The 25,037-nt window shown below is 72.1% G+C and carries 20 protein-coding genes and 1 tRNA gene; 13 read left to right on the plus strand and 8 right to left on the minus strand.

Features of this window, described 5'->3' with window-relative positions; genetic code table 11:
• The first annotated feature begins 136 nt into the window (after positions 1-136).
• The 8 genes from ABZY33_RS14700 to ABZY33_RS14735 all read left to right on the plus strand — a co-directional run bounded on the left by ABZY33_RS14700 (position 137) and on the right by ABZY33_RS14735 (position 8,818).
• The gene (locus ABZY33_RS14700; RefSeq protein WP_356491924.1) at positions 137-1,291 is read left to right on the plus strand and encodes an inositol-3-phosphate synthase; all 1,155 of its coding nucleotides are present in this window, start codon (positions 137-139) and stop codon (positions 1,289-1,291) included.
• Positions 1,288-2,628, plus strand: coding sequence for a UbiA family prenyltransferase (locus ABZY33_RS14705; RefSeq protein ID WP_356491925.1), 1,341 nt, complete (start codon positions 1,288-1,290; stop codon positions 2,626-2,628). The genes ABZY33_RS14700 and ABZY33_RS14705 overlap by 4 nt, the downstream gene beginning before the upstream one ends.
• On the plus strand, positions 2,625-3,500 hold the full coding sequence (locus ABZY33_RS14710; protein WP_356491926.1) for a sugar phosphate isomerase/epimerase family protein: 876 nt from the start codon (positions 2,625-2,627) through the stop codon (positions 3,498-3,500). The genes ABZY33_RS14705 and ABZY33_RS14710 overlap by 4 nt, the downstream gene beginning before the upstream one ends.
• Positions 3,497-4,102, plus strand: a complete 606-nt coding sequence (locus ABZY33_RS14715; protein ID WP_356491927.1) for an EboA domain-containing protein — start codon at positions 3,497-3,499, stop codon at positions 4,100-4,102. Before ABZY33_RS14710 ends, ABZY33_RS14715 begins: the two co-directional genes overlap by 4 nt.
• Entirely contained in the window at positions 4,102-4,953 is an 852-nt protein-coding gene (locus ABZY33_RS14720) for a TatD family hydrolase (RefSeq protein WP_356491928.1), read from the plus strand. The genes ABZY33_RS14715 and ABZY33_RS14720 overlap by 1 nt, the downstream gene beginning before the upstream one ends.
• 3 nt (positions 4,954-4,956) lie before the next feature.
• A complete protein-coding gene (gene eboE, locus ABZY33_RS14725) occupies positions 4,957-6,129 on the plus strand; it encodes a metabolite traffic protein EboE (RefSeq protein WP_356491929.1) in 1,173 nt (390 codons plus the stop codon).
• The gene (locus ABZY33_RS14730; protein ID WP_356491930.1) at positions 6,126-7,511 is read left to right on the plus strand and encodes a nucleotide pyrophosphatase/phosphodiesterase family protein; all 1,386 of its coding nucleotides are present in this window, start codon (positions 6,126-6,128) and stop codon (positions 7,509-7,511) included. Before eboE ends, ABZY33_RS14730 begins: the two co-directional genes overlap by 4 nt.
• A gap of 119 nt (positions 7,512-7,630) precedes the next feature.
• Positions 7,631-8,818 (plus strand): sugar phosphate isomerase/epimerase family protein, encoded by a 1,188-nt coding sequence (locus ABZY33_RS14735; protein WP_356491931.1) that lies wholly within the window; start codon positions 7,631-7,633, stop codon positions 8,816-8,818.
• 76 nt (positions 8,819-8,894) lie between these two features.
• On the opposite strand, the gene ABZY33_RS14740 is transcribed toward ABZY33_RS14735, so the two are convergent.
• The 5 genes from ABZY33_RS14740 to ABZY33_RS14760 form a co-directional block, all read right to left on the minus strand.
• Positions 8,895-10,268, minus strand: coding sequence for an OFA family MFS transporter (locus tag ABZY33_RS14740; protein WP_356491932.1), 1,374 nt, complete (start codon positions 10,266-10,268; stop codon positions 8,895-8,897).
• Position 10,269: 1 nt separating this feature from the next.
• On the minus strand, positions 10,270-11,655 hold the full coding sequence (locus ABZY33_RS14745; protein WP_356491933.1) for an OFA family MFS transporter: 1,386 nt from the start codon (positions 11,653-11,655) through the stop codon (positions 10,270-10,272).
• 122 nt (positions 11,656-11,777) lie between these two features.
• A complete protein-coding gene (locus tag ABZY33_RS14750) occupies positions 11,778-13,934 on the minus strand; it encodes an acetate--CoA ligase family protein (protein WP_356491934.1) in 2,157 nt (718 codons plus the stop codon).
• Positions 13,935-15,200 carry a formyl-CoA transferase gene (gene frc / locus ABZY33_RS14755; protein WP_356491935.1) on the minus strand — a complete coding sequence of 422 codons (1,266 nt, stop codon included), beginning with the start codon at positions 15,198-15,200 and terminating at the stop codon, positions 13,935-13,937.
• A gap of 15 nt (positions 15,201-15,215) precedes the next feature.
• Positions 15,216-16,910, minus strand: a complete 1,695-nt coding sequence (locus ABZY33_RS14760; RefSeq protein ID WP_356491936.1) for a thiamine pyrophosphate-binding protein — start codon at positions 16,908-16,910, stop codon at positions 15,216-15,218.
• Positions 16,911-17,110: 200 nt separating this feature from the next.
• On the opposite strand from ABZY33_RS14760, the gene sucC reads away from it, so the two are divergent.
• From sucC to ABZY33_RS14780, 4 genes are all read left to right on the plus strand, one after another.
• Positions 17,111-18,277, plus strand: coding sequence for an ADP-forming succinate--CoA ligase subunit beta (sucC, locus tag ABZY33_RS14765; protein WP_356491937.1), 1,167 nt, complete (start codon positions 17,111-17,113; stop codon positions 18,275-18,277).
• Positions 18,262-19,146, plus strand: a complete 885-nt coding sequence (sucD, locus tag ABZY33_RS14770; RefSeq protein ID WP_356491938.1) for a succinate--CoA ligase subunit alpha — start codon at positions 18,262-18,264, stop codon at positions 19,144-19,146. The genes sucC and sucD overlap by 16 nt, the downstream gene beginning before the upstream one ends.
• Before the next feature lie 159 nt (positions 19,147-19,305).
• On the plus strand, positions 19,306-20,847 hold the full coding sequence (locus tag ABZY33_RS14775; protein WP_356491939.1) for an aldehyde dehydrogenase family protein: 1,542 nt from the start codon (positions 19,306-19,308) through the stop codon (positions 20,845-20,847).
• 166 nt (positions 20,848-21,013) lie between these two features.
• Positions 21,014-21,101: transfer RNA gene (locus ABZY33_RS14780), tRNA-Leu, on the plus strand.
• Between the two features lie 64 nt (positions 21,102-21,165).
• On the opposite strand, the gene ABZY33_RS14785 is transcribed toward ABZY33_RS14780, so the two are convergent.
• A complete protein-coding gene (locus ABZY33_RS14785) occupies positions 21,166-22,143 on the minus strand; it encodes a lytic polysaccharide monooxygenase (RefSeq protein ID WP_356491940.1) in 978 nt (325 codons plus the stop codon).
• Positions 22,144-22,298: 155 nt separating this feature from the next.
• Positions 22,299-22,904: a helix-turn-helix domain-containing protein gene (locus tag ABZY33_RS14790; RefSeq protein ID WP_356491941.1), complete on the minus strand. Its 606-nt coding sequence runs from the start codon at positions 22,902-22,904 to the stop codon at positions 22,299-22,301.
• 84 nt (positions 22,905-22,988) lie between these two features.
• Here ABZY33_RS14790 and ABZY33_RS14795 point away from each other — a divergent pair, with 84 nt between their 5' ends.
• Positions 22,989-23,930: an aldo/keto reductase gene (locus tag ABZY33_RS14795; protein ID WP_356491942.1), complete on the plus strand. Its 942-nt coding sequence runs from the start codon at positions 22,989-22,991 to the stop codon at positions 23,928-23,930.
• 38 nt (positions 23,931-23,968) lie between these two features.
• Here ABZY33_RS14795 and ABZY33_RS14800 read toward each other — a convergent pair whose 3' ends face one another.
• Positions 23,969-25,024, minus strand: coding sequence for a biotin/lipoate A/B protein ligase family protein (locus tag ABZY33_RS14800; protein ID WP_356491943.1), 1,056 nt, complete (start codon positions 25,022-25,024; stop codon positions 23,969-23,971).
• Between the last annotated feature and the right edge of the window lie 13 nt (positions 25,025-25,037).

The following is a 25,037-nucleotide window of genomic DNA, read 5'->3' on the forward strand; positions in this document are numbered from 1 at the left end:
GCATCCCGTACCGCCGCGCATCCCGTACCGCGTACGACCCCGTACCCGCGTTCGACCCCGTTCCTGTACGTCCCCGTTCCTGTACGACCCCCGGTTCGTGTTCGCCCCCGGTTCGTGTTCGACAAGGAGGCTGCCCATGTCCGCCGAACCGTCCCTCCCCACCCCCTCTTCCGCCCCGCGCTACGGCGTCTGGCTCATCGGCGCCCGCGGCTCGGTGGCCACCACCGCCATCGCGGGCTGCGCGGCCGTCAGCGCCGGACTGCACCCGGCGACCGGCATGGTCACCGAGACGGCCCCCTTCGCCGACGCGGGTCTGCCAACGTTGTCGTCGCTCGTCTTCGGCGGCCACGACACCCTCGACTGCCCGCTGCCCAAACGCGCCGAGCACCTCGCCGCCGGCGGCGTCCTGCCGCACGGACTGCCCTCCGCCGTCGCCGCCGAACTGACCGCCGCCGACCAGGAGATCCGCCCCGGCGGCCCCCAGCTCGGCCGGGACGACGACCGCACCCAGGACGAACTGATCACCGCCTTCACCACCGACATCCGCGACTTCGTACGCGGCCACGGTCTGGCGGGCGCCGTCGTCGTGAACGTCGCCTCGACCGAACCCGCCCCCGCGCCCGGCGGCCCCCTCCCGCCCAGCTCCCTCTATGCCGCCGCCGCCCTGCGCGCCGGCTGCCCCTACGTCAACTTCACCCCCTCCACCGGCCTGCACCACCCGGCCCTCGCCGCCGAGGCCGCCGCCGCATCCGTGCCCTACGCGGGCCGCGACGGCAAGACCGGGCAGACCCTGCTGCGCTCCGTACTCGGCCCGATGTTCCTGCAACGCGCCCTGGCCGTACGCGCCTGGTCCGGCACCAACCTGCTCGGCGGCGGCGACGGCGCCGCCCTCGCCGACCCGGCCGCGGCCGCCGCCAAGAACGCCGGCAAGGAACGCGTCCTCGCCGACACCCTCGGCGCCGCGCCCGAGGGCGAGGTCCACATCGACGACGTGCCCGCCCTCGGCGACTGGAAGACCGCCTGGGACCACATCGCCTTCGACGGTTTCCTCGGCGCCCGGATGGTCCTGCAGACCACCTGGCAGGGCTGCGACTCCGCGCTCGCCGCGCCCCTCGTCCTGGACCTCGCCCGCCTGGTGCTGCGCGCCGCGGAACTCGGCCTGACCGGCCCCCGCCCGGAGCTCGGCTTCTACTTCAAGGACCCGGACGGCGACGCCTCGTCGGCGCTCGGCGAGCAGTTCGCGGCGCTGGTGGACTTCGCCGCGCTGCTGCGCGCCGAGGCCGGACGGTGACCGCGGCCGCGCCGGCGGACGCCGCCCCCGGTCACCCGTCGGCCGGAACGCGGCAGCCGACCGCCACCCGCGCGACCCTGCGCGCCTGGGCCGAACTCCTGCGCCTGCCCGCCCTCTTCACCGTCCCCGGCGATGCCCTCGCGGGCGCCGCGGCCGTCGGCGCCCGCCCCGGCCGGGGCACCGTCCTCGCTCTCTCCTCCTCCCTGTGCCTGTACGAGGCGGGCATGGCCCTCAACGACTGGGCCGACCGCGCCGAGGACGCCGTCGACCGCCCCCACCGCCCCATCCCGTCCGGCCGGATCCGCCCGGCGGCGGCCCTCGCGGCGGCCGGCGCGTTCACCGCGGCGGGCCTCGGTCTGGCCTGCGCCGCGGGCCGCACGGCCGGAACTATCGGCGCCGTCCTCGCGGCCACGGTCTGGGGCTACGACCTGGGCCTGAAACGAACCCCGGCCGGCCCGCTCGCCATGGGCGCGGCCAGGGGCCTGGACCTCCTCATGGGAGCTGCGGCCTCCCAGGGGGACGCCGGCCGTTTTGGCGGCGGGGGTCTCGCTGGGGGGCCGTGGCATGAGGGGGACGGATCCGCCGGCACCCGGAGCCAGGGTGCGGGCGCGCCGCGCCCAGGAGCCGGTCTTCCGGGCGCCGCAGGCCACAGTCCCGGTTCGCCCACCGCTCTCCGGCCCGGGGGCGGTGCTCTCCGCGCCACGAGCCGAGGCGCGGGTGCCCTTCGCGAAGGGGCCGGGCTTCTGCGTGCCAGGGTCCAGGAGGCGGCCGCCTCCCGTGGCGGCAGCGGGATTCCGCGCGCCGGGGTCCTCGACCCGGTCATCCCCTGTGGCAGCAGCGGGCTTCTGCGCGCCGGGGTCCAGGACGCGGCCGCCTTCCCTCGCGGCAGCAGGCTGCGTGCCCGGGGTGGTGCCCCGGCCTCTCTCCGCGTCGCCGCCCCCTCCGCGCTGGTCCTCGCCGCGCACACCGCCGCCGTCACCACCGTCTCCCGCAACGAGACGACCGGCGGCGCCCCCGCCGCCCCCGCCGCGGCCCTGGCCACCACGGTGGTGCTCATCACGCACCTCCTGCGACTCCCGGTGGGCCGAGGCGCCGCAGCCCCCCTCGGCCTGCCGGGTCCCACCGCGTACGCGGCCACCACGCTCGTCCCCCTCCTCCACGCCGTCCTCAACCCGTCCCCGCCCCTGACCCAGCGCGCCGTCGGCGCCGGGATCCGGGCCATGATCCCGCTCCAGGCAGCCCTCGCAGCTCGCGCGGGAGCCCCCCGAACCGCCCTGGCCACCGCGGCCCTGGCCCCCCTCGCCCGCCGTTTCGCGAAGAAGGTGAGCGTCACATGAGCCCGCACCGGCAGCGCACCGCCCCCCGCTGGGGCTACGGCAGCAACGGCCTCACCGATCTCCGGCTCGACGACGCCCTCGCCCTCCTCGCCGACCTCGGCTACGACGGCGTGGGCCTCACCCTCGACCACATGCACCTGGACCCCCTCACCCCGGACCTCGCGGAACGGACCCGCCAGGTCGCCCACCTCCTCGACCGCCACCACCTCACGGCCACCGTGGAGACCGGCGCCCGCTACGTCCTCGACCCGCGCCGCAAACACGGCCCCTCCCTCCTCGATCCCGACCCGGACGCCCGCGCGGCCCGCGCCCGACTGCTGATCCGCGCGGTCCAGGTCGCCGCCGACCTGGGCGCCCACGCGGTGCACTGCTTCAGCGGCGTCACCCCCGACGGCACCGACCCGGACACCGCCTGGAAGCGGCTCGCCGGCGAACTCGGCCCGGTCGTCGACGCCGCCACCGACGCCGGAGTGCCCCTCGCCATCGAGCCCGAGCCCGGCCACCTCCTGGGCAGCCTCGCCGACTTCCACCAGCTCCGGCATGCCCTCGGCAGCCCCGACGCCCTGGGGCTGACGCTCGACATCGGGCACTGCCAGTGCCTGGAGCCGCAGCCGCCGGCCGAGTGCGTGCGGGCGGCGGCGCCGTGGCTGCGGCATGTCCAGATCGAGGACATGCGCCGGGGGGTGCACGAACACCTCCCGTTCGGTGAGGGGGAGATCGACTTCCCGCCGGTGCTGGAGGCCCTGGCCGCGACCGGTTACCAGGGCCTGACCGTGGTGGAGCTGCCCCGGCACTCCCACGCCGGCCCCGAACTGGCGGCCCGGTCGCTGCAGTTCTTGCGGGCGGCGGCACGGCAAGGAGGCGACGCATGACCGGAACCACCACCGCGCAGGTGCTGCGCGAACGGCTCGACACGGCGCTGCCGCCGGCCGCCCGTACGTGGCTGGAACAGGCTCTCACCGAGGCCGCCGCCGGCACGGAGGCGTGGGAGGTGCGGTTCGCGGAGGCGGGCCGCCGGGCCGGGCAGGAGCACGCGGACGCGGCACGGGTGCTGTTGCTGCACGCCGCCGGCGCGGACGTACCCGTGCTGGCGCGGCTGTACGCGCAGGGCACGGCCGCGGAGCGCCGGGCGGTGCTGGAGGCGCTGGCGTCGCTGGTGGCGGGGGACGAGGCGGTGCCGCTGGTGCAGGACGCGCTGCGCACCAACGACACCCGGCTGGTGGCGGCCGCCGTCGGTCCGTACGCCGCCGCGCACCTGCCCGCCCACGACTGGCGCCACGCCGTCCTGAAGTGCCTGTTCACCGGCGTCCGCGTCGATGCCGTCGCCGCACTGCGGCGGCGCGCCGAAGGGGACACCGAACTGGCCCGGATGCTTCGCGACTTCGCCCAGGAGCGCACCGCGGCGGGCCGGCCCGTCCCCGAGGACCTGCACCACGTGCTGACCCTGACGGCGCCCATGACGAAGGAGGCCTGATGCGCATCTTCGACCCCCACATCCACATGACGTCGCGCACCACCGACGACTACGAGGCCATGTACGCGGCCGGGGTGCGCGCCCTGGTCGAGCCCGCGTTCTGGCTGGGCCAGCCCCGCACCTCGCCCGCCTCCTTCTTCGACTACTTCGACGCCCTGCTGGGCTGGGAGCCGTTCCGCGCCGCGCAGTACGGCATCGCCCACCACTGCACGATCGCCCTCAACCCCAAAGAGGCCAACGATCCGCGCTGCACCCCGGTCCTGGACGCCCTGCCCCGCTACCTCGTCAAGGACCAGGTCGTCGCCGTCGGCGAGATCGGCTACGACTCCATGACCCCGGCCGAGGACACCGCGCTGACCACCCAGTTGCAGCTGGCCGCCGACCACGACCTGCCCGCCCTGGTGCACACCCCGCACCGCGACAAGCTCGCCGGACTGCGCCGCACCCTGGACGTGGTCCGCGAGTCCGCCCTGCCCGTCGACCACGTCCTCGTCGACCACCTGAACGAGACGACCGTCAAGGAGGCCAAGGACGCCGGCGCCTGGCTGGGCTTCTCCGTCTACCCCGACACCAAGATGGACGAGGACCGCATGGTCGAGATCCTGCGGCTGTACGGACCGGAGAAGGTACTGGTCAACTCGGCCGCCGACTGGGGCAAGAGCGACCCGCTCAAAACCCGCAAGGTCGCCGACGCGATGCTGGCGGCCGGCTTCAGCGACGACGACGTCGACCTCGTCCTGTGGCGCAACCCGGTCGCCTTCTACGGGCTGAGCGGCCGCCTCCAGCTCGCTGCCCCGGCCGCGCCGGAAGCGACACACGAAGGCAACTCCATCCTGCGCGGGGGAGCGTGACCCGTGCGCTTCCGGCATCCGGACGGCTCCACCGTCCACCTCGCGTACTGCACGAACGTGCACCCCGCCGAGAGCGTCGACGGTGTCCTCGCCCAACTCCGCGACCACTGCGAACCCGTACGCAAACGCCTGGGCCGCGACCGCCTCGGCATCGGCCTGTGGCTCGCCAGGAACGCCGCCCGCTCCCTGGCCACCGACCCCGCGGCGCTGCGCGGACTGCGCGCGGAGCTCGACCGGCGGGGCCTCGAAGTCGTCACCCTCAACGGCTTCCCCTACGAGGGCTTCGGCGCCGACGAGGTCAAGTACCGCGTCTACAAGCCGGACTGGGCCGACCCCGAGCGCCTGCGCCACACCATCGAACTGACCCGCCTTCTCGCCGCTCTGCTCCCCGCCGACGTCACCGACGGCACCGTCTCCACACTGCCGCTGGCCTGGCGCACCGCCTACGACGAGCAGCGCGCCGAGGCCGCCCACGCCGCGCTCGTCACCCTTGCCGAACGGCTCGACGCCCTGGAAGAACTGACCGGGAAATCGGTCCGGATCGGCCTGGAACCCGAACCCGGCTGCACCGTCGAGACCACCGCCGACGCCATCGCCCCGCTCACCGCCGTCGGCCGCCCCGACCGCATCGGCCTCTGCCTCGACACCTGCCACCTCGCCACCTCCTTCGAAGACCCGGACACCGCGCTCGACGCACTCGCCGCCGCCCGTGTCCCCGTCGTCAAATCGCAGCTCTCCGCTGCCCTGCACGCCGAACACCCCCATCTCCCCGACGTCCGCGAGGCGCTCGCCGCCTTCGACGAACCCCGCTTCCTGCACCAGACCCGGACCCTCACGCCGGCGGGGCTGCGCGGCACCGACGACCTCGGCCCCGCCCTGGACGGCGCCGCCCTGCCGGCCATCAACCCCTGGCGCGCCCACTTCCACGTCCCCCTGCACGCGGCCCCCGCCGCCCCGCTCACCTCCACGCTGCCCGTCCTCACCTCCACGCTGAACCGTCTCGTCGGCGGCCCGCACCCGCTCACCCACCACCTCGAAGTCGAGACGTACACCTGGCAGGCGCTCCCGCCCGACCTGCGGCCCCGGGCCCGGAGCCAGCTCGCCGACGGCATCGCCGCCGAACTCGCTCTCGCCCGCGACCTGTTGACCGACCTCGGCCTCAAGGAGCTGCCATGACGCAGACCCGTCCCACCCCGCTCCTCGTCCTGGACGTCGTCGGCCTCACCCCCCGGCTCCTCGACCACATGCCCCACCTGAAATCCCTCGGCCAGTCCGGCTCCCGCGCCCCCCTCGGCACAGTCCTGCCCGCCGTCACCTGCGCGGCCCAGTCCACCTTCCTCACCGGCACCATGCCCGGCGAACACGGCATCGTCGGCAACGGCTGGTACTTCCGCGAACTCGGCGACGTCCTCCTGTGGCGCCAGCACAACGGCCTCGTCTCCGGCGACAAACTCTGGGACGCCGCCCGCCGCGCCCACCCCGGCTACACCGTCGCCAACATCTGCTGGTGGTACGCCATGGGCGCCGACACCGACATCACCATCACCCCCCGTCCCGTCTACTACGCCGACGGACGCAAAGAACCCGACTGCTACACCCGGCCCCCGGCCCTGCACGACGAACTCACCGAGAAACTCGGCACGTTTCCCCTCTTCCACTTCTGGGGCCCGGGCGCCGACATCGTCTCCAGCCAGTGGATCATCGACGCCACCCGCCACGTCATGGCGACCCGCCACCCCGCTCTCACCCTCTGCTACCTCCCGCATCTCGACTACGACCTCCAGCGCTTCGGCCCCGACGACCCCCGCGCCCACCGGGCCGCCGCCGAACTCGACACGGCCCTCGCCCCGCTCCTCGACGACGCCCGGACCGAGGGACGCACCGTCGTCGCCCTGTCCGAGTACGGCATCACCCGCGCCGACCGGCCCGTCGACATCAACCGGGCGCTGCGCCGCGCCGGCCTCCTCGAAGTCCACACGCAGGACGGCATGGAGTACCTCGACCCGATGGCCTCCCGGGCGTTCGCCGTCGCCGACCACCAGATCGCGCACATCTATGTGCGCCGCCCCGAGGACCTCGACGCCACCCGCGCCGCCCTCGCCGACCTGCCCGGCATCGAGCAACTCCTCGACGACCAGGGCAAGAAGGACCAGCACCTCGACCACCCGCGCTCCGGCGAACTCGTCGCGATCGCGGAACCCGACGCCTGGTTCACGTACTACTACTGGCTCGACGACGCCCGCGCGCCCGACTTCGCGCAACTGGTCGAGATCCACCGCAAACCCGGCTACGACCCGGTCGAACTCTTCATGGACCCCCTGGACCCGTACGTCAAGGTCAAGGCCGCGGGCGCGCTCGCCCGCAAGAAGCTCGGCATGCGCTACCGCATGGCGGTCGTCCCGCTGGACCCCTCACCTATTCGCGGCAGCCACGGCCGCCTTCCCACGAGCGACGACGAAGGTCCGCTCATCATCAGCTCCACCCCCCACGCACTTCCCGGCCGGGTCCCGGCCACCCAAGTGAAATCCCTGCTCCTCGAACTGGCGGGGCTGAGCTGAGGCACACCTCGCCCCACCCCGCCCCCGACCAGGACCAGTTACAGAGAGTGAAGCACACGCCACTGACGACACGCCAGTGGTCCCGGCACCGTTCACCCGCACGTCGAAGAGAGGCACCCGTGACCGACTTCCAGGACAACCCCGCCGGCGACGCCCTCAGAGAGCGTCTCGGCATCAACCGCCGCCGCTTCCTCAGCACCTGCACCGCCGTCGCCGCGGGTGCGATCGCCGCGCCCGTGTTCGGGGCCGCGCCGTCCTTCGCCCAGCCCTCGTCGGGCGGCGGCCACGGCCACGGTCATGACCACGGCCACGGCGGGCACGGCCGCGGCAGCGAACTCGTGCCCGCGGACAAGCGAGGCATCATCCTCTACACCGTGCGCGACGCCACCGGCCGCGACCCGCTCGCCACCGACCTACCCTCCGGCTTCCGCGAGGTGTTCAAGGAGCTGTCCCGCTACGGGTACAAGCAGGTCGAGTTCGCGGGCTACGGCCAGCACGCGAACGCGCCCGGCGGCGCCGACCTCGAATCCGTCGCCGGTGCCAAGCTGCTGCGCTCGTGGCTGGACGAGTACGGCCTGCGCGCCCAGGGCAACCACGGCTTCATCCCGTCGTCGTGGCCGCTCAGCCAGGCCGACCTCGACACGTTCAAAAAGCACCTGGAGATCGCCAACATCCTCGGCATGGACCACATGGGCACCGGTGGCGACCCCACCAACAGCTCGTACAAGGCGGACTGGGACGTCGCCGCCGACAAGTGGAACGCGCTCGGTGCCATCGCCCGCAAGGCCGGTATCAAGCTCTACACCCACAACCACGACGCGGCGTACGGCTTCCTGCTCGACGGCGGCCCGCTCGACGACCAGGGCCGTCCGACCCGCAGCTCCGGCATCCGCAAGCTGGAGTACTTCCTCAAGGGCACCGACCCGAGGACGGTGTGGCTGGAGATGGACATCTTCTGGGCGCACGTCGCGCAGTACAAGTTCCACACGTACACCGCCCACGACGGCTCGCAGCGGGAGAAGGTCTTCGACCCGGCCGGTCTCGTCGTGCGCCACAACAAGCGCTACCCGCTCTTCCACGCCAAGGACGGCACGCGCAACGAGACGAGCGGCGAAGGCTACGACATGGGGGTCTTCGGCGAAGGGGTCATCGACTACCGCACCTTCTTCAGCCGGGTCGGCGACAAGAACTACCACAACCCGATGGTGGAGCAGGACAACGCGCCCAGCTCCACCGACCTCGGCCAGTCGCTGAGGTACGCCAGGACCGGGTACGACAACCTCGCGGCGCTGCGCAAGAAGCGCTGACGCAGGCGCTGACCGCACAGGAATCGAGCGGGGCCGGCCATCAGGCCGGGCCCCGCTCGATGCGCACCCCTCTGCGTCAGGTGGCCGTGTCCCGCTCCCTTCCCGGCTGGCGCAGCAGCAGCGCGACCAGGGCCGCCAGCATCGAGATGCCACCGGCCAGCGCGTAGGCGCCGTTGTAGCCCCACGCGGCGACCACCATCGAGCCGAGCCCGCCGCCGAAGAGGCCGCTGATGAGCTTGCCGCTGTAGACGAGCCCGTAATTGGTGGCGTTGTAGTTCTCGCCGAAGTAGTCCGGGGTCAGCGCCGCGAACATCGGGTAGAAGGCGCCGCCGCCGAATCCCGACAGGAAGGCGAAGAACAGGAACAGCCATTCGCTGCGGATGTCACCGGCCCAGATGACGCCGAACTGGGCGAGCCCCAGGACGACGATCACGAAGACGAGACTCGGCTTGCGGCCCAGGACGTCCGACATCCAGCCGACGACCGCGCGGCCGACACCGTTGATGACCGCCATCACCCCCATCGAGGACGCCGCGACCAGGGGACCGAAACCCACTTCTTTCGCGAAGTCCACCTGGAAGGAGATACCGAAGATCGACACTCCCGCGGTCAGCACCAGGCTGAGCCACATCAGCGGCAGCATTCCGGTGCGGATGGCCTCCTTCGGAGTGAACTGCCGGACCGCGGGCGGGTTCTTGGCGAGGCTTTTCTCGCTCTTTCCCGTACCCGTACGGTTCAGCGGATCGATCCCGGCCGGCCACCAGTTCTTCGGAGGGTCCCGGAAGAAGAAGGCACAGACCAGAACCACGACCAGGACGTAGACGCCGATCATGTCGAGCACCCGGTGGTAGTTCGACGTGTCGAAGCCGTAGTTGAAGATGAAGATGAACGGCAGCGATCCGTAGGCGAAGCCGCCGTTGACGAATCCGGTCTTGCCGCCCTTCCGTTCCGGGAACCACTTGCCGACCATGTTGATGCAGGTCGCGTAGACGAGGCCGGAGCCCAGTCCGCCGACGACGCCGAAGCCGAGGATCGCCAGCCACACATTGTCGAAGTGGGACAGGGCGAGAAACCCCAGCAGACACATGAAGGCGCCGGTCATTGTCGCCCTCTTGGCGGTCAGGATCCCCTTCTCCCGCAGCCATCCGGCCGGGAAGGCGATGCCCGCCTGGAAGAAGACCCAGATGCTCAGGATCCAGAAGGTGTTCGACTGCGTCCAGCCATGGGCACTGGAGAGAGTGTCCTCCGCCGAGCCGTAGGCGTACTCGGAGACGCTGATGGCCATCATCGCGACCCATGGCAGATACACCATGAACTTGCGCGAATGGCCGAGGATGTCGCGGTCCGTCTCGCCCAGGCGGTAGACGCGGCCGTTCGCGTCGGTGACCTCCCGGTATCTCGAACCAGTGGACTGTCCAGTTTCACCTGCGGCGATGGGCTCCGCCGTCATCTCAAGCCATCTCCTCACCGAGTGGTTGCGGATTGGGTTTCACGTCACGGGCCTTGGTCCTGCCGGGCGGCGACAGGAAGAGTGCGATGAAGCCGGCGAAGAACGAGACGCAGCCGGCCAGGACGAACGCGCCGGAGTGCCCCCAGGAGCCGACGACCACGGCGCCCATGCCGGCCCCGAGACCGGAGACGAGCTTGGAGCTGTAGACCATGCCGTAATTGGTCGCGTTGTTGTTCTCGCCGAAGTAGTCCGCGGTGAGCGCCGCGAACATCGGGAAGATGGCGCCGCCGCCGAATCCCGACACCGCGGAGAAGACCAGGAAGAAGGGCAGGTTCTGGGCCTCGGCCGACAAGAGGATGCCGAACTGGGCGGCGCCCAGGACGGCGCAGACGGCCAGCAGGCACTGCTTGCGGCCGTACCGGTCGGAGAGCCAGCCGATGACGCCGCGCCCGGTGCCGTTGACGAGCGCCTTGAGCGACATCGCGGTGGCCACGATCCCGCCGGCGAACCCCGCCTCCTCACCGATGTCGACCTGGAAGGCGATGCCGAAGATGTTCACACCCGAGGTGCAGGCCAGACAGAGCCACATCAGCGCGACCCGGCCGGTCCGCCACGCCTCCATGGCGGTGTACTGCTTGACGGCCGGCGGATTCTTCTCCAGGGAGCGCCGCGCGCGCGGGTCCGCCGGCGGGTTGAGCGGATCGATGTGCGCGGGCCACCAGTTCTTGGGCGGGTCCTTGAAGAAGTACCCCGCCGACGCGACCATCGCGGCGAGCAGCACGCCCACCGACAGCAGCACCCAACGGAAGTTGGTCAGATCCATGTAGCCGGTGAAGAGGAAGACGAACGGCACCGAACCGTAGGCGAACCCGCCGTTGACGAAGCCCGTCTTGCCTCCCCGGCGCTCCGGATACCACTTGCCCGCCATGGTGACGCAGGTGGCGTAGACCATGCCGGCACCCATGCCGCTGAGCACACTGAAGCCGAGGTAGGCGACGACGACGTGCGGCGCGAGGGCGAGCGACAGGTACCCCATGAAGGTGCCCGACGCGCCGATCACCATGGCCCAGCGGGCCGGCAGCCGGCCGCTCTCCCGCAGCCTGCCCGCAGGAAAGGCGACAGCGGCCTGGAAGAAGACCCAGACGGTCATCATCCAGAAGATGTGCAGGCTGTTCCAGTCGTGCGCGGTGTGCAGGGTGTCCTCGGCGGACGCGAACGCGTACTCGGCGGAGGAGATCCCCAGCATGCCCACCCAGGGCAGGATCACCATCCACGCGCGTGGGCGGCCCATGAGGTCGCGGTCGGTCTCGCCGACCCGGTACACCCGGCCGTTGACGTCCGTCACCTCCCGGTACGGGAGTGCGGCGGGTAGCTCAGTGGTCGTCATGACGGTCGTACCCCTTGCGTCGAAAGATCTGGCCAGCGCCCCCTGTCCAAATTGCTTTCGTGTGCGCACGGGACCTGGGTCCGGCCGACGCGCACCGCCGGCCGGACCCGCCTGCGGTCACCTCATCGACCGCCCCCCAACAACCCCGCCGCCCGCGCCCACCGGTACTTCGCACCGAGCACGGCCACCGGCTTCTCGGTCGTGTACGGGTACGCGGCCACGCCGCGCTCGAACAGGTACTGGCAGGCCTCCTCGACCTCGACGTCCCCGGCCAGCGACGCGACGACCGGCTTCTCGATGCCGCGCTCGCGGAACTCCGCGACGACGCGGGCCGTTACCTCCGCGAAGACCATGGGAGGGGTGACGATGGTGTGCCAGTAGCCGAGCACGAGCGCGTGGATGCGCGGATCCTCCAGGCCGAGGCGGATCGTCGCCTCGTACGTCGACGGCGGCTCGCCGCCCGTGATGTCGACGGGGTTGCCCGCGGCCCCGAAGGGCGGGATGAACCGCCGGAAGGCCGCGTCCAGGTCGGCCGGGATCTCCATCAGCCGCAGCCCGTTCTCCGTCACCGCGTCCGACAGCAGCACGCCGGAGCCGCCCGCGCCGGTGATGATCACGACGTTGTCGCCCCGCGGGGTGGGCAGCACGGGCAGCGCCCGCGCGTACTCCAGCATGTCGTTCAGACCCGGGGCCCGGATGACCCCGGCCTGGCGCAGGATGTCGTCGTAGACGGCGTCGTCGCCGGCCAGCGCCCCGGTGTGCGACCCGGCGGCCCGCGCGCCCGCCGCCGTCCGCCCCGCCTTCAGCACGACGACGGGTTTCTTCGGCACGGTCGCCCGCGCGGCCGCCACGAAGGCCCGCCCGTCCTTGAGGTCCTCCAGGTGCATGGCGATGCACTGAGTGTTCGGGTCCTCGCCGAACCAGGTCAGCAGATCGTCCTCGTCCAGGTCCGACTTGTTGCCGAGCCCCACGATCGCCGAGACCCCCGTCCTGGTGGTGCGCGCGAAACCGAGGATCGCCATGCCGATGCCGCCGGACTGCGAGGTGAGGGCCACCCCGCCCTTCACGTCGTAAGGCGTGCAGAAGGTGGCGCACAGGTCCTGCCACGTCGAGTAGTAGCCGTAGATGTTCGGGCCGAGCAGCCGCACCCCGTGCCGCGCGCCGATGGCCACGATCTCGTCCTGGAGAGCCTGCTCACCGGTCTCCGCGAAGCCGGACGGGATGAGCACCGCGTTCGGGATGCCCTTGCGTCCCACCTCCTCCAAGGCTGCCGCCACGAACTTGGCGGGGATCGCGAAGACCGCCACATCCACCTCACCGGGGACGTCCGTGACACTCTTGTACGCCTTGCGGCCCAGGATGTCATCGGCCTTCGGGTTCACCGGATGGATCTCCCCGGAGAAGCCACCGTCGACAAGGTTGCGCATGACGGAGTTGCCGATCTTGCCCGGCTCGTTGGAGGCACCGATCACGGCGACCGAGCGCGGCTGCATCAGGCGCCGCATCGTCCCGAGGATCTCCTCGCGCGTGTACGTGGGCCGGGGCTGGGGCGCGCCCTCCGCGAGGATCACCCGGATGTCCGCGGCGATCGCGCCCTCCGGAGTGGCGATGACCGGGTTGAGGTCGACCTCGGCGATCTCGGGGAAGTCCGTGACCAGTCGCGAGACCCGGCGAATCTGCTCGGCCAGCGCCCACCGGTCGACGCCGCGTGCGCCGCGTACCCCGCGCAGCACCTCGGCCGCGCGGATGGAGTCGAGCATGCCGACCGCCTCCTCCGCGTCGACCGGGGCGAGCCGGAAGGTGATGTCCTTGAGCACCTCCACCAGCACGCCGCCGAGCCCGAAGGCGACGACCTTGCCGAACGTCGGATCGGTGACCGCCCCGACGATGACCTCCTGCGCGTCCGCCCCCGTCGGGAGCAACTCCTGCACCTGGATGCCTTCGATGCGGGCATCGGGCGCGTACGCACGCGCGTTCGCGATGATGTGGTGGAACGCGGCCCGTACGTCACCGGCGCCCTCCACCCCCACGACGACCCCGCCCGCGTCGGTCTTGTGCAGGATGTCGGGAGAGACGATCTTCAGCACCACCGGCTTGCCGAAGCGGGCCGCGGCCGCCACCGCCTCGTCGACATCGGTGGCCAGCTCCTCGCCCGGGACGGCGATCCCGTACGCGTCGGCGACCACCTTCCCCTCCGGCGCGGTGAGCGCTGTGCGCCCCTCGGCCCGTACGGCGTCGAACAGCGCGCGCACCCTCAGCTCACGGTCCTCGTCCCTCATTCAGATCACTCCGTTCGACTTGAGCAGGCGCAGCTCCTCGTCGCCGAGACCCAGTTCACCGACGAAGACCTCTTCGTTGTGCTGGCCCAGCAGTGGCGAACTGGTGACGTCCACGGGGCTGTCGGAGAGCTTGAGCGGCGAGCCGACGGTCCGGAAGGAGCCGCGCTGCGGGTGCTCCACCTCGACGACCATCTCGTTCGCGGCGAGCGAGGCGTCCTCGATGATCTCCCTGGTGGACAGGATCGGGCCGCACGGGATGTTGTGGGCGTTGAGCTGCTCCAGGACCACCCACTTGGGCAGCGTCGAGGACCACTCCTCGATCAGCTGGAACATCTTGTTGAGCTTGGGCAGCCGCGCCTCCGGGGTCGCCCACTCGGGGTCGTCGGCCAGTTCGGGCCGCCCGATCAGCTCGCTCAGCGGCCGCCAGCCCACCGGCTGCACGATCACGTACACGTAGTCGTTGGGCCCGCCGGGCGCGCACTGCACGGCCCAGCCCGGCTGTCCGCCACCCGAGGCGTTCCCGGAGCGCGGCACCTCGTCGCCGAAGTCCTCGTTCGGGTACTCGGCGAGCGGACCGTGCGCGAGACGCTGCTGGTCGCGGAGTTTGACCCGGCACAGGTTGAGCACCGCGTGCTGCATGGCCACGTTCACGCGCTGCCCGCGCCCGGTGCTCTCGCGCTGGAGCAGCGCGGCCAGGATGCCGGCCACGGCGTGGACGCCCGTCCCGGAGTCACCGATCTGTGCCCCGGTGGCGAGCGGCGGCCCGTCCTCGAAGCCGGTGGTCGCCATGGACCCGCCCATCGCCTGCGCCACGACCTCGTACGCCTTGAAGTTGGTGTACGGGCCCTCGCCGAAGCCCTTGATGGACGCGTACACGATCCGCGGGTTGATCTCCTGGATGCGCTCCCAGGTGAACCCCATGCGGTCGACGGCGCCGGGGCCGAAGTTCTCGACCATCACGTCGGAGCGGCGGATCAACTCGGTCAGCAGCTCCTTGCCGCGCTCCGACTTGGTGTTGAGGGTGATGCTCCGCTTGTTGCAGTTGAGCATCGTGAAGTAGAGGGAGTCGACGCCGGGAAGGTCGCGCAGCTGCTTGCGCGTGATGTCGCCCGAGGGCGCCTCCAGTTTGACGACGTCCGCGCCGAGCCACGCGAGCAGCTGGGTGGCGGAGGGCCCCGACTGGACGTGGGTCATGTCGAGGACGCGAATGCCGTGGAGAGCCTTGGGCGCGACGGGTGTGCCGGTCGTGTCGGTCAGATCAGTCATCGCGAGGGCACCTCACTACTTGTACATGGTCTGGTTCATGGTTCCGGGGGCGTACGCGTCCGGATCGACCCATACGTTGATCAGCGACGGCTTGCCGGACTCGCGCGCGCGGCGCAGGGCCGGGCCGATCTCGGCGGGGTCGCGGACCTCTTCGCCGTGACCGCCCAGCAGCTGGGCGAACTTGTCGTAGTGGACGTCGCCGAGGGTGTTGCCGACGCGCTCGCGGGCGGCGCCGTACTTGGCCTTCTGGCCGTAGCGGATCTGGTTCATCGAGGAGTTGTTGCCGACGATCCCGACGAAGGGGAGGTCGTAGCGGACGAGGGTCTCGAAGTCCCAGCCGGTCAGGGAGAACGCGCCGTCGCCGAAGAGTGCCACGACCTCCTTGTCGGGCCGGGCCTTCTTGGCGGCGAGGACGAAGGGGATGCCGACGCCGAGCGTGCCGAGCGGGCCCGGGTCCATCCAGTGGCCGGGCGACTTGGGCTGCACGACCTGGCCGGAGAAGGTGACGATGTCGCCGCCGTCGCCGATGTAGACCGAGTCCTCGGTGAGGAAGTCGTTGATCTCGCTGACGAGCCGGTAAGGATGGATGGGGGAGGCGTCGGAGCGCAGCTGCGGCAGCCGCTTGTCGATTGCCGTCCGCTCCGCCGCCCGCAGCTCGTCGAGCCACTCCTTGCGCCTGGCCGCGCCGCCGTCGATCCGGCCGGAGGCGGCCTCGGTCACCTGCTTCAGGACCAGGCCCGCGTCGCCGACGATGCCGAGGTCGATGTCGCGGTTCTTGCCGACGGTGCGGTAGTCGAGGTCGATCTGGACGACGGTCGCGTCGGGGGAGAGCCGCTTGCCGTAGCCCATCCGGAAGTCGAAGGGGGTACCGACGATGACGATCAGGTCGGCGTTGGAGAAGGCGTAGCGGCGCGAGAGCTGGAAGTGGTGCGGGTCGCCGGGCGGCAGGGTGCCGCGGCCCGCGCCGTTCATGTAGGCGGGCACGTTCAGGGTGCGCACCAGCTCGACGGCGGCGGCGGTGCCGCGGGTCGTCCAGACCTGGCTGCCCAGGAGGATCGCCGGCTTCTCGGCGTGCACGAGCAGATCGGCGAGCCGCTCGATGGAGGCCGGGTCGCCCGCCGACCGGGTGGAGGCCCGGTAGCGGCCGGCCTGCGGCACGCGCGCCTTGTCCACCGGCACCTTCGCGTCGAGCACGTCGCGGGGTATCTCCAGGAAGGAGGGGCCGGGCGCGCCGTGGTAGCACTCGCGGAACGCCATGGAGACCATGTCGGCGGCGCGCGCGGTGTCCGGCACCGTCGCGGCGAACTTGGTGATGGGGGTCATCATGTCGACATGCGGCAGGTCTTGCAGGGAGCCCATCTTGTGCTGCGTGTGGGCCCCTTGACCGCCGATGAGCAGCATCGGTGACTCGGCGCGGAAGGCGTTGGCGACTCCGGTGACGGCGTCGGTGGTACCGGGACCGGCCGTCACGACCGCGCAGCCGGGCTTGCCGGTGATGCGGGCGTAGCCGTCGGCGGCGTGCGCGGCGACCTGTTCGTGACGGACGTCGACGACCTCGATGCCCTCGTCGACGCAGCCGTCGTAGATGTCGATGATGTGGCCGCCGCACAGGGTGTAGACGACCTCCACACCCTCGGCCTTGAGTGCCTTGGCTACCAAGTGTCCACCGGAGATCTGTTCCTGGCCGTGGTCCGCATCGGACTGGGGCATGGCGAGGTCCCGTCCCTTCCTGGGGGAGTGGCTGGGCTGGGAAAGCGCAGGTCGGTGGCGTGACGGGCACGGCTTCGCACCTGGCTCTCGTCCAGCACTCGTACATTGCATACAGTCGACGAATACTGTATGAATCTTGTTATCCCGCATCCGATGGGTGGTGTCCAGGGGGCGTGCGGCACTTTCAGTCAGGAGCCGGAATGGACCTGTACGAACACCAGGCAAGGGAACTCTTCGCGGAACACGGCATCGTGGTGCCACGAGCCGAGATCACCGACTCCGCCGCGCAGGCGCGGGTGATCGCCCGCCGGCTCGGCGGCCGCGCCGTCGTCAAGGCGCAGGTCAGGACCGGGGGGCGCGGCAAGGCGGGCGGGGTCGAGCTCGCCGCCGACCCGGCCGCCGCCGAGGAGACGGCCCGCCGCATCCTCGGCATGGACATCAAGGGCCACCCGGTCCGCACCGTGATGCTGGCCGAACCCGTGGACATCGAGGCCGAGTTCTACGTCTCCTACGTCCTCGATCGCGCGGCCGGCACCTTCCTCGCCGTCGCCTCCGCCGAGGGCGGCACGGAGATCGAGGAGGTCGCCGCCGCCCGCCCGGAAGCGGTCGCCCGGATCCCCGTGGACCCGGCCGAAGGGGTCACCGCGGCCAAGGCCGCCCGGATCGCCGACGCGGCGGGGCTGCCCCCGGAGGCCGTCGACGTCCTCGTGCGGCTGTGGTCCGTCCTCACCCGCGAGGACGCCCTCCTCGTCGAGGTGAACCCGCTCGTCCGCACGGCCCGGGGACAGCTCGTCGCGCTCGACGGCAAGGTCACGCTCGACGACAACGCCCGCTTCCGACGCGCGCGTTGGGGCGCGCAAGAGGGCACGTACGACGACCCCCTGGAGGCCGACGCGGCGGCCAAGGGCCTCACCTACGTGAAGCTGGACGGCGAGGTCGGCGTCATCGGCAACGGCGCGGGGCTCGTCATGTCCACCCTCGACGCCGTCGCCGGCTGCGGCGCCCGCCCCGCCAACTTCCTCGACATCGGCGGCGGCGCCTCCGCCCGGACCATGGCCGACGGGCTCGGCGTCATCCTCTCCGACCCGGCCGTGAAAGCCGTCCTCGTCAACGTCTTCGGCGGCATCACCGCCTGCGACGCCGTCGCCGACGGCATCGTGCGGGCCCTGGACAGCGTCCGGCTGACCAGACCGCTCGTCGTCCGCCTCGACGGCAACAACGCCGCCCGCGGCCGCGCCCTCCTCGACGCCCGCGCCCACCCGCTGATCCAGCAGGCCGCCACCATGGACGGCGCCGCCCAGCAGGCCGCCGGCCTCGCCCTCGCCACCACCCCCCTTGGAGGAGCCGGGACATGGCCATCTACCTGACCGAAGAGAGCAAGGTCCTCGTCCAGGGCATGACCGGCGCCGAGGGCATGAAGCACACCCGCCGCATGATCGCCGCGGGCACGGACGTGGTGGGCGGCGTCAACCCCCGCAAGGCCGGCCGCACCGTCGACTTCGACGACCGCGCGGTCCCCGTCTTCGGCGCCGTCCGCGAAGCCATGGACGCCACCGGGGCCGACACCACCGTCATCTTCGTGCCGCCCGCCTTCGCCAAGGCCGCCGTCGTCGAGGCCGCCGACGCACGCGTCCCGCTCGCCGTCGTCATCACGGAGGGCATCCCCGTCCACGACGCCGTCGCCTTCCACGCGTACGCCCGCCACCAGGGCACCCGCGTCATCGGCCCCAACTGCCCCGGACTCATCACCCCCGGCCAGGCCAACGCGGGCATCATCCCCGCCGACATCACCAAACCCGGCCGCATCGGACTCGTCTCCAAGTCCGGCACCCTCACGTACCAACTCATGTACGAGCTACGGGACACCGGCTTCTCCACCTGCGTCGGCATCGGCGGCGACCCCGTCATCGGCACCACCCACATCGACTGCCTCGCCGCCTTCGAGGCCGACCCGGACACCGACCTCGTCGTCCTCATCGGCGAGATCGGCGGCGACGCCGAGGAGCGCGCCGCCGCCCACATCCGCGACCACGTCACCAAGCCGGTCGTCGCCTACATCGCCGGGTTCACCGCCCCCGAGGGCAGGACCATGGGGCACGCGGGCGCCATCGTCTCCGGCTCCTCCGGCACCGCGCGGGCCAAGAAGCAGGCCCTGGAGGCGGCCGGCGTACGCGTCGGATCCACCCCGGCCGAAACGGCCCGCCTCGTCCTGGAACGGCTCGCGCACGGCAGGTGACGCGTGGCTCACCACCGGCCGCCGCAGACCCGACGGCACGTGGCGTACGGGAGGCGCTCTCCGGGCGCCTCCCGTCCCGCACCCGCCCGCCCCACGTCCGCATGTCCCCACGCCATGACAAGCACCCGCCCCGACCGTGCACCGTGAGCGGAGATCACAATGGCAACCGCCCTCACCCTCAAGGCCGGCACCTCCTGGGACGACGCCTGGCAGCGCTGCCGTGCCGTCGCCCCCGAGGCCTTCCGCGAGGACCGCGTCCTCAACCTGTGGAACGGCGGCTGGCACGCCGACGGCCGCGCCCTGCCCGCCACCACCCCCGTCGACGGCAGCCCGATCGCGGGCCCGCCGCGCCTCGACGCCGCCACCGCCCACCAGGCCGTACGCGCCTCGCTCGACCAGCACCGCGCCTGGCGGCACGTCCCCCTGGCCGAACGGCGCGCCCGCGTCGCCACCACCCTGGACGCCCTCACCCAGCACCGCGAACTCCTCGCCCTCCTGCTCGTCTGGGAGATCGGCAAGCCGTGGCGGCTCGCGCAGGCCGACGTGGACCGGGCCGTCGACGGCGTGCGCTGGTACGTCGACGGCATCGACGCCCTCCTCGGCGAACGCACCGCGCTGCCCGGCCCGGTGTCGAACATCGCCAGCTGGAACTACCCGATGAGCGTGCTCGTTCACGCAGTGCTGGTGCAGACACTGGCAGGGAACGCGGTCATCGCCAAGGCCCCGACCGACGGCGGCGTCTCCTGCCTCACCCTGGCCTGCGCGCTGGCCGCCCGCGAAGGCATTCCCGTCACGCTCGTCAGCGGCAGTGGCGGACAGCTCTCCGAGGCGCTGGTGCGGGCGCCGGAGATCGGCTGCGTCTCCTTCGTCGGCGGGCGCGACACCGGCGCCCGTGTCGCCACGCACGTCGCCGACCTCGGCAAGCGGCACATCCTCGAACAGGAAGGACTCAACACCTGGGGCATCTGGGACTACACCGACTGGCCGCGGCTGACCGCCGCGATCCCCAGACTCTTCGACTACGGCAAGCAGCGGTGCACCGCCTACCCCCGCTTCGTCGTGCAGCGCGACGCCTTCGACGCCTTCCTCGCCGCGTACCTGCTGGCCGTACGCACCCTGCGCGTCGGCCACCCGCTGGCCGTGGCGGACCCGGCGGACCCCTGCCCGGAGCTGGACTTCGGGCCGCTGATCAACGCGGCGAAGGCCAAGGACCTCACCGACCAGGTAGCCGAGGCGATCGACCGCGGCGCCGTCCCCCTGCACCGGTCCGTCCCCGACCCCGGCCGCTTCCTGCCGGGCCAGGACACCAGCGCGTACGTCCACCCGGTCACGCTCCTCAACCCGCCCCCCTCGTCGCCGCTGCACCACGCCGAACCCTTCGGCCCGGTCGACACGATCGTCCTGGTCGACACCGAGGCGGAGCTGCTCGCCGCCATGAACGCCTCGAACGGTGCCCTGGTCGCCACCCTCTCCACCGACGACGAAAGGACGTACGAACGGCTGGCCCCGCAGATCCGGGCCTTCAAGGTCGGCCACGCCACGCCGCGCTCGCGCGGCGACCGCGAGGAGCTCTTCGGCGGGTTCGGCGCCTCCTGGCGCGGCGCCTTCGTCGGCGGCGAGCTGCTGATCAGAGCGGTCACCGAGGGCCCGGCGGGAGAGCGGCTGCCCGGGAACTTCCCCGGGTACCACCTGATGCCCTGACCTCGGCCCCCGCCCCGGGCCGCCGCGCCGTGGCCGGTCTGTCACACACGGTGAGTGTGTAAACCCGCAGGTCAGGCCCGCGGATACACAGGTGAAAGCCACCGCGAAACCTTGGTATTGTTGTCCATGTCGCCGCGGGGAACACCTCGCGAACGGCAGACACCTTGTCCGGGTGGCGGAATGGCAGACGCGCTAGCTTGAGGTGCTAGTGCCCTTTATCGGGCGTGGGGGTTCAAGTCCCCCCTCGGACACCACTGGATCCCCAGGTCGCATCGCCGACCTGGGGATTCTGCGTATGTGCCGGAGCGGCCGGAGGCGTCAGCCGCGGTCCGCGCGCGGCCTGCGCATTCCCACGTGCAGGACCGCCCCGCCGATCAGCGCGACGGCCCCGGTCGACGCGAGCATGCCGGCGTTGTCGAGAGCGGAGGCGGGCTCCTTCCCGGCGTCGGCGTCGACATCGGCGGCCGCCACCGCGGTGCCCGCACCGGGGCCTGCCTGGCCTGCGTGGTCGGCGGGCGCAGCGTCCGCCCCTTCGTTCGTCGTGCCCGCGCCGGCCGCGGCCGCCTGCGCGCTCGTCCGGGCCTGGGGGGGCAGGCCCGTCACCTCGCCGTTGCCGCCGTCGAAGGCCAGGTCCGAGCAGGAGAAGAAGTTCTCCTGGCTGTCGGAGCGGATCCACTGGACGAACATGACGTGACGGCCGGTGCGCTGCGGCAGCCGCAGATCCCAGTAGTAGTGGCCCGCCTCGGTGCCCGGGCCGCCGTCGTGGGGCGGGTTCTGGACGCTCTGCACCTTCTCCAGGTCCGACCAGTGGAGCGGCTGCGCCGGATCGAAGCCCTCCTTGGTGACGTACACCTGGAACGTGCCCGGGTGGTGTGCCCAGTTGCTGTACTTGACCTCGATGGTGGCGCCGGAGGTGAGGTGGGTGACCGGCCAGTCGGTGCGCGCGGCGTTGTAGGGCGAGAAGGCGTACGGGCTGCGGTCGCCCGCGCTGCACAGTGTGCCGTCCGCTACGTAACCCGCGCCGCGGCCGCCCGCGTTCGAGTCGAGGACCGCGAACCAGTTGTACAGCGGCGTGGTGCCTGTCTGCCGAACGGCCGCCTGGCAGGCGGGGTTCGCGGGCATCTGGGTCGAAGAGTGCGCGAGGAGGTCCTTGTAGCAGAGGTAGGTGCGCGACCCGGGGGTGAGGGCCACGCCGTGCGCGGCGGCCGTGCCGGGCAGGGCCAGGAGGGCCGCGGCGGCGATGCCCAGGGCGCCGGTCAGGGCGGCCACCGTTCTGGCGGGGCGGGGAACGGTCATGGAACGTCTCCTTCGGAGCGGCCGGGAGTTTCCGATGAACGACTCGCCATGTCGTCGCCGCCGCCGGCCCGAAGGTTGCCGCCGAGGCGGCAGGCGCGGGGAATTGGCGGAGAACGGGCGGAGCGCAACCCCGCCCGGCCGCGTCGGGCCGGCCGTCAGACCGGGCGCAGCGCGTCCACGACCAGGCCCAGGAGACGGGCCGTCTTCTCCGGGCGGTTGACCGCCTGTGTGGAGAGGAACGTACCCAGCAGCATCATCGTGACCTCCTCCGGCTCCAGGTCCGCGCGGAGCGTGCCCGTTTGCTGCCCCGCATCGAGGAACGTCGCGAGGGTCGCCGTGATCCGCTCCCGCGTGACCGGGGTCGCGATGCTGCCGGAGGCCCAGCCCGCGCGCAGGGTTTCGGACATGCCGCGCTTGGCCGCGAGGAACGCGGCGTACCGCTCCAGCCAGGCGCGCAGCGCCGCTTCGGGCGGGAGGGCGGCGAGGAGCGCGGGCGCGCTGTCGACGACGGCGTCCAGTTCGGCCGCGTACAGAGCCTCGACGAGGGCCTCGCGGGTGGGGAAGTGGCGGTAGAGCGTGCCGATCCCGACGCCCGCCTCGCGCGCGACGGCTTCGAGGGAGGCGCTCTCGTGCGTCGAGGAGAACACCGTGCGCGCGGCGGCCAGGAGCTTCTCGCGGTTGCGCCGGGCGTCGGCGCGCGCCGGGCGGGCGGCCGGAGTCGCGGCGGGGCGGCCGGGGGGCGCGGAGTCGGACGCGGTCAAAGCGGAGGCCCTCCGTTTAGTGGTACGGTCGTCGTAACGGAGGTTCCTCCGTTTACCCCATCGTCTCACGAGGGCGGGTTCGTCATGGCTTCCACCGATCGATCCGAACAGTTCACCGCGGCCGGAGCGGCCCGGGCGGGCGGAGCCGCCACGCTGGCCGGGCGCACCGTCTCCCGCGTCGGCTTCGGCGCCATGCAGCTGGAGCGGCTGCGCGACGACCGCGCCGCCGCCGTCGCCCTGGTCCGGCGCGCGGTCGAACTGGGCGTCGACCACATCGACACCGCCCAGTTCTACGGGCACGGCTTTGTCAACGAGGTCATCGCGGAGGCGCTGCGCCCCGAGGACGACGTCCTCGTCGTCAGCAAGGTCGGCGCCGAACCCGATTCCGGCGGGCCCCTCCCGCTCCGCCTCGCCCAGCGCCCCGAGCAGCTGCGGGCCGGCGTCGAGGCGAACCTCAAGAGCCTCGGGCTCGACCAGGTCCCCGTGGTCAATCTGCGCCGCGCCGACACCGGCCCCGGCCTGCGCGCCGAGGGGGACCAGCTCGTCGCCATGGACGACCAGCTCGCCGTCCTGACCGCCCTGCGCGACGAGGGCAAGATCGGCGAGATCGGCGTCAGCAACGTCACCGCGGACCAGTTGCGCCAGGCGCTCCCCGTGGGCGTCGCCTGCGTCCAGAACGCCTACAGCCTGGTGGCGCGCGGCGACGAGGACATGGTGGAGCTCTGCCGCGCCGAGGGCATCGCCTGGGTGCCGTACTTCCCGCTCGGCAGCGCCTTCGCCGGCATGCCGAAGGTGACCGACGAACCCGCCGTCACCGCGGCGGCGCACGCCCTCGGCAGCACGCCCGCGCAGGTGGGGCTCGCCTGGCTGCTGCACCACGCCCCGCACGTGCTCCTCATCCCGGGCACCGCCGATCCGGAGCACCTGCGGACCAACGTGGAGGCGGGCGCGCTCACCCTCGACGCGGCGACGCTCGCCGCGCTCGACGCGGTCCCCACGCGCACCGGGGACATCGCGCTCCACTGACCGCGCCCGGGCGGCCCGCGGTAAGGGCCGCCCGCCCCCTACGGCACCCGCTCCGTCCACTCCCGCGTGCCGAACTTCGTGCGGACCAGCTCCTGGGCCCGGGCCAGCTCCGCCTCGGTCACCGCGCCGTCGGTGAGCCCGTAGCGGCTCCGGAAGGAGTCGATCATGCGGGAGATGACCTCCTCACGGGGGAGGCCGGTCTGTCGCCGCAGCGGGTCGACGCGCTTCTTGGCGCTCTTGGTGCCCTTGTCGGAGAGCTTCTCCCGTCCGATGCGCAGCACCTCGACCATCTTGTCGGCGTCGATGTCGTACGACATCGTCACGTGGTGGAGCACCGCGCCCTCGCCCGCCACGATCCGCTTCTGCGCGGCGCCCGCGACCTTGCCGACGTCCGTGGCGATGTCGTTGAGCGGCTGGTACCAGGCCTTGATGCCCATGTCGGCCAGGGCGCCGAGCACCCAGTCGTCGAGGTAGGCGTACGAGTCCTGGAAGGAGAGGCCCGAGACCAGCGACTCGGGGACGGCGAGGGAGTACGTGATCGTCGACTTCGGTTCCGCGAACATCGCGCCGCCGCCGGAGATGCGGCGCACCACCGTGACCCCGTGGCGGTCCACGCCGCCGGCGTCCACTTCGTTGCGCAGCGACTGGAAGCTGCCGATGATCACGGCGGGCCGGTCCCACTCCCAGACCCGTAGCGTCGGCGGCCGGTGCCCGAGGGCGACCTCTTCCGTCATGACCTCGTCGAGCGCCATGTGCAGCACGGGGGACTGCGGCGCGTCGTGGACGAGCTGCCAGTCGTAGTCGCGCCAGTCGGTGGCCTGGGCGAGCGCGCGGCGCACGGCCGTGGCGACCCCGTCGGTGGTCAGGCCGAGCATGGTGGTGCCGGGCGGCAGCGCCGCCTCGACGCGGGCGGCCAGCGTCGCCTGGTCCGCGTCGGCGGGGGCGCCTTCGAGCGCGCCGTTGATCGCCGGCAGGGCGTCGTCCGGCTCCAGGAAGAAGTCACCCGCGACCCGGACGCCGCGGAGCACGCCGCCCGCCACGTCGACATCGACGACGACGAGCTTGCCGCCGGGGATCTTGTACTCGCCGTGCACTGCGCGCCGCCTT

The organism is Streptomyces sp. NPDC006552, from assembly GCF_040611655.1.
GTDB lineage: Bacteria > Actinomycetota > Actinomycetes > Streptomycetales > Streptomycetaceae > Streptomyces.